Source organism: Cellulomonas sp. P4_H4, assembly GCF_056400865.1.
Window position 1 is genome coordinate 1,308,012 of record NZ_JBFUKL010000001.1, and the last position, 8,956, is coordinate 1,316,967.

General features: G+C 71.9%; 10 protein-coding genes. 8 read left to right on the forward strand and 2 right to left on the reverse strand.

Annotated features, from left to right (window positions below):
* The first annotated feature begins 8 nt into the window (after positions 1-8).
* Entirely contained in the window at positions 9-644 is a 636-nt protein-coding gene (locus AC1DPN_RS06180; protein ID WP_477083814.1) for a CYTH domain-containing protein, read from the forward strand.
* 39 nt (positions 645-683) lie between these two features.
* Complete coding sequence (locus tag AC1DPN_RS06185) at positions 684-1,622, forward strand: VOC family protein (protein WP_477083815.1); 939 nt, start codon at positions 684-686, stop codon at positions 1,620-1,622.
* 81 nt (positions 1,623-1,703) lie between these two features.
* On the opposite strand, the gene AC1DPN_RS06190 is transcribed toward AC1DPN_RS06185, so the two are convergent.
* On the reverse strand, positions 1,704-2,552 hold the full coding sequence (locus AC1DPN_RS06190; protein ID WP_477083816.1) for a CHAD domain-containing protein: 849 nt from the start codon (positions 2,550-2,552) through the stop codon (positions 1,704-1,706).
* A gap of 112 nt (positions 2,553-2,664) precedes the next feature.
* Positions 2,665-3,051 (reverse strand): VOC family protein, encoded by a 387-nt coding sequence (locus AC1DPN_RS06195; RefSeq protein WP_477083817.1) that lies wholly within the window; start codon positions 3,049-3,051, stop codon positions 2,665-2,667.
* 72 nt (positions 3,052-3,123) lie between these two features.
* Here AC1DPN_RS06195 and AC1DPN_RS06200 point away from each other — a divergent pair, with 72 nt between their 5' ends.
* The 6 genes from AC1DPN_RS06200 to AC1DPN_RS06225 form a co-directional block, all read left to right on the forward strand.
* Complete coding sequence (locus tag AC1DPN_RS06200) at positions 3,124-3,900, forward strand: LLM class F420-dependent oxidoreductase (protein WP_477083818.1); 777 nt, start codon at positions 3,124-3,126, stop codon at positions 3,898-3,900.
* A 42-nt stretch (positions 3,901-3,942) separates the two neighbouring features.
* Entirely contained in the window at positions 3,943-5,589 is a 1,647-nt protein-coding gene (locus AC1DPN_RS06205) for a metallophosphoesterase family protein (protein WP_477083819.1), read from the forward strand.
* A 43-nt stretch (positions 5,590-5,632) separates the two neighbouring features.
* Complete coding sequence (locus AC1DPN_RS06210; protein WP_477083820.1) at positions 5,633-6,328, forward strand: metal-dependent transcriptional regulator; 696 nt, start codon at positions 5,633-5,635, stop codon at positions 6,326-6,328.
* Positions 6,329-6,408: 80 nt separating this feature from the next.
* Positions 6,409-7,647: an MFS transporter gene (locus AC1DPN_RS06215; RefSeq protein WP_477083821.1), complete on the forward strand. Its 1,239-nt coding sequence runs from the start codon at positions 6,409-6,411 to the stop codon at positions 7,645-7,647.
* Between the two features lie 136 nt (positions 7,648-7,783).
* Positions 7,784-8,308, forward strand: a complete 525-nt coding sequence (locus tag AC1DPN_RS06220) for a sigma-70 family RNA polymerase sigma factor (protein ID WP_477083822.1) — start codon at positions 7,784-7,786, stop codon at positions 8,306-8,308.
* On the forward strand, positions 8,305-8,956 hold a 652-nt coding region (locus AC1DPN_RS06225), incomplete at its 3' end, for a hypothetical protein (protein WP_477083823.1). The genes AC1DPN_RS06220 and AC1DPN_RS06225, both read left to right, overlap by 4 nt.

Below are 8,956 nucleotides of genomic sequence, written 5' to 3' on the forward strand. Positions count from 1 at the left end.
CTCGGAACGTGAGCGACACCGGCTACGGCGACTTCGAGTTCGAGCGTCGGTTCTGGGTGCGGGACCTGCCACGCGAGCTCCTCGACGCGTCGCCCGCACTCATCGTGCAGAGCTACTTCCTGGCCGACGCCGGGTTCGCCATCCGCGTCCGCGTGCAGGCCACCACGGTCACGGGGCTGGTGCTGACCCCGGCGACCGACGAGCTCGCGCTCCTGGAGACCTATGCCGACCGCATGGACCTCTGCGCGATCACGGTCAAGGGGCCGATGAACGAGGGCACCCGCTACGAGGCCGAGCGTGAGATCGACGTCACGGTCGGGATCGAGATGGTGCGCCGCGGCGGCGCGCGCGTCGCGAAGACGCGCCACTCGGTGTGGCTGGGCGAGGACGGCTGGGTGGTCGACACGTTCGCCGGTGCCAACGCGCCGCTGGTCGTCGCCGAGGTCGAGCGCGGGGGACCGGTCACCAACCTGACCATCCCGTCGTTCTGCGTCACCGAGGTCACGTCCGACGGCAGGTTCTCCAACGACGGGCTCGCGGGCCGGCCCTACGGCTCGTGGGCCGCGTCGTACGAGGCCGAGCTGGAGCAGGAGGGACCGCGGTTCCTGCGGAGCCTCGGCCACAACCACCGGTCCGACGTGTGACCCGGGAATAAGGTTGTAGCGTCAACCATTGAGGTAGTCATGACGACCGCACCCACGCCCGGACAGGGCGCCGCCGTACCGCTTGCTCCCCCCCGTGCGCACGACTCGATCGCCGCAGGAACGGGCATGGACGCGGTGACGCTCCTCGTCGGCGACCTCGACCGACAGCTGCGCTTCTACCGCGACGGCCTCGCGCTCGACGTGATCGAGCAGCCCGGCGACCGCTTCACGATCGGCCCGGCGACGGTGACCCTCGGACGCGGCGGCACACCGCTGGTCGTCCTCCAGCACACTCCCGACCTGCCCCCCGCGCAGCGCGGTGCGGCGGGCCTGTTCCACACGGCGATCCTGTTCGACGATGAGTCGGGCCTTGCGGCGACGCTCGCCTCGATCGCACAGCGCCAGCCCGGCTCGTACGTCGGCTCCGCGGACCACCTCGTCTCGCTCGCGTTCTACTTCACCGATCCCGAGGGCAACGGCGTCGAGCTCTACTGGGACCGCAGCCGCTCCTTGTGGAACCGGGACGCCGAGGGCCGGATCCAGATGGACTCGCTGCGACTCGACCCCAACGCGTTCCTGGGCGAGCACCTGACGGACGAGCTGCTCGAGCAGCCCGGTGCCGGCGAGGCTGTCGTCGGTCACGTGCACCTGTCGGTCGGCGACGTCCCCTCGGCCCGCGCCTTCTACGTGGACGCGCTCGGGTTCGACGTGACCGCGGAGTGGCACGGGGCGCTGTTCGTGTCCGCGGGCGGCTACCACCACCACCTCGCCATGAACACGTGGAACAGCGCAGGTGCGGGCCCGCGGGCGTCTGCGCTCGGGCTCGGTGAGGTGCGGATCGCCGTACCGACCGCCGACGACCTGGGTGCGCTCGCGGCACGGGTCGCGTTCGCGGGCGTCGCCACCGAGCACGACGGCGAGACGCTGCGCTTCGAGGACCCGTGGCGCAACGTCGTCCGCGTGAGCGCAACGGCCTAGGAGGCCCGATGTCCGCACCCGTGTGGCGTACACCCCCGTCGACGGCGGACGTCGACACCTCCTGATCCGGCGCGGACCCGGTCAGCGGGTCCAGCGGCGGTGGCGGCGGGAGCCGGCGCGGTCGATGAGGGCCGTCGCCGCGTGCTCCGCCTCGGCGGCGGCATGGTCCGCGAGGGCGTGCAGGCGGCCGTAGGTGAAGGAGTCCTCGCCGTCGGCGAAGGCCTGCAGGCTCAACCGGCGCAGCGTCTCGCGTCGGACGACCGCGTCCTGGTGGACGCCGAGCGTGTCCTGCACTCTTCGGGCCCGCTTCGCGCTGCGTCCGGCGGGACGGCCGACCGCGGCTCGGGCGACCTCGCTCGCGTAGCGCGCACGACGGGCCGCCTTGCGCACCTCGTGCAGGGCCTCGTCCCGGTCGTCCGCCGAGTCGAGCGCACCGACAGCGCGGTCGAACCGGCGCCACGCCCGACGCGCGCCGCCGGCCAGGTCCTCGACGGTCCCCGGACCTGCCACGGCTGCCGCGATGCCGCGTCCGAGGTCGGCCCACGACGAACCGATCCACGCGCCCAGCTCGTCGAGCCCGGCGTGCTCCGCTGCCGACCGGTCCTCGTCGAGCCGCAGCAGCACAGGTCCACGAACCAGGTCCGGCGGCTCGGCGAGCAGGGCGCGACGGAACGCGTGCAGCTCGACCGACGGGTCCCGGGCAGCGCCGAGCGTGTGCCCGAGGTCGTGCAGCAGCGCCCGCAGCGGCTCGTGCCCGTCGCAGTAGACGGACAGGGCCGTACGCAGCCGCCGCGTGGCGGTCCGCGCGTCGTGGACGGCGTCCCCGTCGCCGTTGCGCAGGCCGGGCGCGGCGGCGAGCAGCGTGTGACGGTGCCGGTCCAGGTAGTCACGCACGGCGTCGTCGGCGGAGTCCTCGTGCGCGCGGGCCATGGGACGAGGTTGCCAGTGCGCCTCAGAGTCCACCAGCGCATCCGGGAGACCGGCGGCCGGTTGACGTGCTCCGCGACGTCCTCGAGCCACGGGCAGCCGGTGCCGGACCTCGTCAGCTCCCGGTAGCCGCCGACCACTCGGGCAGCTGCTGGACCGACCAGCGGTTGCCGTCCGGGTCGGTGAAGAACGTGAACCGGCCCCAGGGCATGTCCTGCACCGGCTCGACCGGGACTCCCTTCGCGGCCAGCTCGTCGTGCACGGCCTGGCTGTCGTCGACGACGACCTGCAGCCCTTGCAGCGAGCCGGGCGCCATGGGCGTCATGTTCAGGTCCAGCACGATCGAGCAGGCCGAGCCCGGGGGCGTGAGCTGCACGAACCGCAGGTCCTCGTCGACGGTGATGTCGTGGTCGTCGTGGAAGCCGACCTGGTCGACGTAGAACGCCTTGGCACGGTCGATGTCGGAGACGGGAATCGGAACGAGCTCGATCTTCATGTCCATGGGTCGAGCATTCCGCGAGAAGCGGACATCCGCTGTCCGGCACCTGCCCCGCCGCGTACATAGGCTCGTCCCATGACTCACCCCATCCGCATCGGAGTACAGCTCCAGCCGCAGCATGCCGAGTACGCCCAGATCCGTGACGCCGTGCGTCGCGCGGAGGACCTCGGCGTCGACGTCATCTTCAACTGGGACCACTTCTTCCCGCTCTCGGGAGACCCGGACGGCAAGCACTTCGAGTGCTGGACCATGCTCGGCGCGTGGGCGGAGCAGACGAGCCACGTGCAGATCGGTGCGCTCGTCACGTGCAACTCGTACCGGAACCCGGAGCTGCTCGCGGACATGGCGCGGACCGTCGACCACATCAGCGGTGGCCGGCTGATCCTCGGGATCGGCGCCGGCTGGTTCGAGAAGGACTACGACCAGTTCGGCTACGAGTTCGGGACGGCCGGCAGCCGGATCGCGGACCTCGCGCAGGCGCTGCCGCGGATCAAGGCGCGCTGGGCTGCGTCCATCCCCGCGCCGACGCGCGACATCCCGGTGCTCATCGGCGGCGGTGGCGAGCGCAAGACCCTGCGGGTCGTGGCCGAGCACGCGGACGCGTGGCACTCGTTCGGCGACGTGGACACGCTCGTCCGCAAGAGCGCGATCCTCGACGAGCACGGCTCGGACGTCGGCCGGGACACCGCGAGCCTCGTCGAGCGGTCGGTCGGCGTGGGTGCACCGCCCAGCGCCGTGGCCGACGCTCTGGTGACGGCGGGCGTCACGCTCTTCACCGTCGGGACCAGCGGCCCGGACTACGACCTGTCGCTGGTCCAGCAGTGGGTGGCCTGGCGCGACGCGCAGGGCTGACGCTGCAGCGCTCGCGTCGAGGCGAGCCTAGGCTCGGACGTGATGAGTCGAGGCAGCGGCACAGAGACCCGGTGGGGCCGCCGCGTCGTGCTCGTGCTCGCCGCGCTGCTGGTCTCGCTCGTCTTCGGCGTCACCACGGCATCCGTGGAGAGCAGCCTGGGACCGCACGAGGCCCGGTACGACGTCACGACGGACGACACGATCACGATCGACCTCGGTCCGCTGGGGACGCTCCAGATCGACTCGCCGCTGCCGTTGACACTCGGTGCGCACGTGACCGTGCAGGAGATCCCGGCGTCGGTCACCGAGCTGAGCCAGGCAAAGACCCTCGAGGCGCTCAGCGGGGACCTGCAGTCCTACCTGCAGTTCTTCTCGGGGCCTGAGGCGACGGTCCAGGACGTCGCACGTGCGCTCGCGAGGGACGCGGCAGTGCGGACCGCCACGGCGTTCCTGGTCCTCGTCGGCGGGTGGTGGCTGCTGCGGCTGCTCGTCGGGTCGGTGCGCTGGCAGGAGCTGCGTGGCCGGGCGGCACCGCACTGGCGCGCGGGGATCGCGGCCAGCCTCGTGATCGTCGTCGGTGCGACCGTCCTGACCTCGAGCATCGGTCCCGACGACCAGCCGAGCGAGTCTCGGACGGCGTCCGCCGTGTTCGACGACACGCCCCTCGAGGGCGCTCGGGTGACCGGCCGCCTGGGAGGTGTCATCGACACCTACGGTGGCCAGGTCATCTCGGAGCTGCGCAAGAACGAGGCGTTCTACGCCAAGGCCAACACCTCGCTCGAGGTGGCGTGGGACGAGCGTCAGGCGAGCATCGACGAGGCCGACGCACCGACGGCGACGCCGAGCCGGTCGGACGCGCCGACCGAGAGCCCGACGACCGCTCAGCGGTCCGCCGACGAGGACCTGCTCACGGTCGTGGTCGTCTCCGACCTGCACTGCAACGTCGGCATGGCTCCGCTGATCCGGACCCTGGTCGAGCGGTCGGCCGCGGAGCTCGTCCTCGACGCGGGGGACACCACGCTGAACGGCACGAGCGTCGAGCAGTACTGCGTGACGACGTTCGCGCGGGCCATCCCGAAGGGGGTCGAGCTGGTGACGTCGCCCGGCAACCACGACTCGCGTGAGACGACCGGGCAATACAGCCGTGCGGGCGCGACGGTCCTGGACGGCTCGGTGGTGACGGTCGACGGCATGCGGATCCTGGGTGACCGGGACCCGAACGAGACGCGGGTCGGAGCGGGTGGCACGGCCCTGGCGACCAAGGAGTCGGCGTCCGAGGAGGCCGAGCGGCTGGCGAAGACGGCGTGCGACGACGAGGACGGCGTCGACCTGCTGCTCATCCACACGCCGGCGATCGGCGACGACACGCTTGACGAGGGGTGCTCGCCCGCGCAGGTCTCGGGGCACCTGCACAAGCGCAACGGCCCGGCACGGGACGGCCTCGGGGTCCGGTACATCAGCTCGAGCACGGCCGGGGCGACGCTGGGGCAGCCGACGGTCGGGCCGTTGAACGGCATCGCCGAGATGACGGTGCTCCGGTGGGACCCGAGCACGCGGCTCTTCGTCGACTACCAGGTGGTCCAGGTGCGTCCCGACGCCACGGCGAACGTCTGGCCGCGACTGCGTTGGCCCTCGGCCGAGGAGGAGCGCGCCGTGCCGCACTCGCCGGCCGGTCGTACGCCCCAGTGACCAGCGCCGTGTCCGGACGCGCGGGCTGTCTAGGCTGGGCGGCGTGAGCACCCCGACCACGCCCGAGCTGAGCGCCGTCACACAGGACTACCTCAAGGTCGTGTGGTCGGCCCGCGAGTGGTCGAAGCAGCCGGTGACGACCAAGATGCTCGCTGCCCGCCTGGGCGTCGGCCCGTCCACCGTCTCCGAGACCGTCCGCCGGCTCGCCGACAGCGGACTGGTGACGCACCAGCCCTACGGTTCGGTCGAGCTCACCGCCGACGGCGAGCGCCATGCGCTCGCGGTCGTCCGCCGTCACCGGCTCATCGAGACGTTCCTGGTGGAGGTGCTCGGCTACGGCTGGGACGAGGTGCACGACGAGGCCGAGATCCTCGAGCACGCGGTCTCCGACCTGTTCGTCGAACGCATCTCCGCGCAGCTGGGGCACCCTCGCCGGGACCCGCACGGCGACCCGATCCCGGCCGTGGACGGCTCGATCGACGTGCCGCCCGCGACCCTGCTCTGGGACGTCACGCCGGGGGAGTGGGCCGTCGCGCGCATCTCGGACTCCGACCCCGAGCTGCTCCGGTACGTCGAGACCGTCGGCCTCGTGCTGGACGCGCCGCTGACGGTCGTCGAGCGGCGGACCGTCGCCGGGGTCATCTCCGTCCGCGTCGGACCAGCCGGTCTCGACGACCGGCGCACCGTCGACCTCGGTGAGGTGGCCGGGCGCGCGATCTGGCTGGTCCCAGCCTCGTGACGTAGGCTCCAGTCATCCACCGGAGTTGTCGACGACGCGTCTCCGCGGCTTATCGAATCGATTCGTTCCGGAGGAGCTCCGTGCTGACACCCGCCCGCGCCCGCGCCGCACTGTTCGCGCTCGCGCTCGGCGGGTTCTGCATCGGCACCACCGAGTTCGCGACCATGGGGATGCTCCCCGAGATCGCGACAGACCTCGGCGCGCCCATCCCGACAGCCGGCCACGCGATCACCGCGTATGCGCTCGGTGTCGTCGTCGGCGCCCCCACGATCGCCGTGCTCGGCGCCCGGATGGACCGCGGCAAGCTCCTGCTGCTGCTCATGTCCGCGTTCGTCGTCGGCAACGCGCTGTCGGCGTTCGCTCCGACGATGGCGATGCTCGTCGGCTTCCGCTTCCTCGCCGGACTGCCGCACGGGGTGTTCTTCGGTGTCGGCGCCGTCATGGGGGTCGCGGTCGTCGGGATCGAGCGCCGCGGCCGTGCGGTCGCCGCGATGATGACGGGTCTGACGGTCGCGTGCGCCGTCGGCGTGCCGCTCACCTCGGTCGTCGGTGACACCGTCGGGTGGCGGTGGTCGTTCATCGGGGTGAGCGTGCTCGGGCTCCTCACGCTCGCGGCGCTCTGGGCCTGGACGCCGAAGCTCCCCGTCGCCGAGGGCACCACCGTGCGCACCGAGGTCTCCGCGCTGCGCAACCGGCGGCTCTGGATCGCGTTCGGTGCTGGTGCGATCGGCTTCGGCGGCATGTTCGCGGTCTACTCCTACGTCAAGCCGCTGCTCACCGAGGTGACCGGGCTCGGCGTGGGACTGGTCCCGCTGGTGCTCGCGCTCTACGGCATCGGCATGACGATCGGCACCGTCGTCGGCGGCCGGCTGGCGGACAGGTCGGTGCTCGGCACCGTGATCGGCAGCATGGTCGCGACGATCGTGGTGCTCGTCGTCATCGCTCTCGTCGGGTCCTACCCCGTGCCCGCGGTGCTCTCGCTGGTCATGCTCGGCGTGACGTCGCAGATCCTCGGGCTCTCGCTGCAGACGCGACTCATGGACGTCTCGCCCGCGGCACCGTCGCTCGGTGCAGCGTTGTGCCACTCCGCGCTGAACCTCGGCAACGCGGCGGGCGCGTTCGTCGGCGGCCTCGTGATCGCCGGGGGCATGGGCTACCTCGCGCCCGCCTGGGTCGGTGCCGGACTCACCGCGGTCGGCCTCGTCGTGGTGCTCGCGGTGGGTCGGGGCGAGCCGCCGTCGTTCGTCGGAACCGCCTCGGTGCCCGTGGGTGCCGACGAGACCGCGCGCGATCTCACGCCCGAGCTGAGCTCTCGCTGACCTCAGCGGAAGCCGGTTCGTCCGCGGGGCGCACATGCTGACTCGGACGGAGTAGACCTGCAGGAGCGCACTCAACGTTTCGCGGTCGGCGTTCGTCTACCTCTATGTCGGCCTCACCACCGGAAAGGGGGCCGCGATGAACCGATGGGAGCCGGTCCTCACCGACCTGGTGCGGTACCGCGGCGGCGCCCTCGTGCACTACGCGACGTTGCTGTGCGGCGACCGGCGCGAGGCGGAGGACCTGGTCCAGGACGCCCTGGTCAGGACCTTCACGACGATGCGGCACCCGCAGGGGGACGGCCCCGGCGACCTGGCCGCCCTCGAGCACGCTGAGGCGTACGTCCGGCGGACGGTCCTCAACCTCTTCCTCGACGGGTACAGGCGACGGCGTCGGTGGGGCGCGGTACGGCATCTCCTGGGCGGCCAGGCGTCGACGGCCGGACCCGACCAGGCTGGTCCCGACCGACTCGACCTCGCCATGGCGCTCGGTGCGCTGCCGCCCCGGCAGCGCGCGTGCGTGGTGCTGCGCTTCTACGCGGATCTCACGGTTGAACAGATCGCCGACGACCTCGGCGTCAGCCCCGGGACGGTGAAGCGCCACCTGCACGACGCCAACGCGGGCCTGGCGTCGAAGCTCGCGGTCGGCGAGGAGGCGTCATGAACCTCGAGCAGCTGTTGCGCGCCGAGCGGGAGGTCGTCGAGCCCAACCCGCTGGTCGACCGCACGGACGCGCTGGTCTTGCGGGTCCGCCGTCGTCGTCGCGTGGGCGCCATCGCGTCGGGCGCCCTCGTCGTGGCCGCGCTGGCGATCACGACTCTCGTCATCGGCCAGACGCTTCCGCACGAGGTCGCACCTGCCGAGCCGAACCCGAGCCCGAGCCCCACCCTCGGGCTGGGTGCGAGCGACACGCGCGTCGAGCCGGGGTTCTACCTGTTCCCGGTGGACAGGGCGCCGGCCGGGTTCCGGGTGCCTGTGGTGTCGGTTCCTGAGGGGTTCGTCAGCGCGGGCGTCGGCGTGCGGTCGGGCAGCTGGGAGACGGATGACGCGCGTGTGCTGTTCGTCTGGAACGTCGAGAGCATCTACACGCACCCGTGCGAGGCCGGTGCGCTGGTGGTCCGGGTCGGGCCGACGACGGCGGACCTGGCCGATGCCCTCGCCGCCCAGCCGATGCGATCCGGGACGGAGCCCGTTCCGGTGACGGTCGACGGGTTCGACGGGTACTACGTGGAGCTGTCCGTGCCCGACATCGACCTCGATGCCTGCCCTGGTGGGCATTTCAACAGCTGGCTGGGTCGCTGGCAGCAGACAG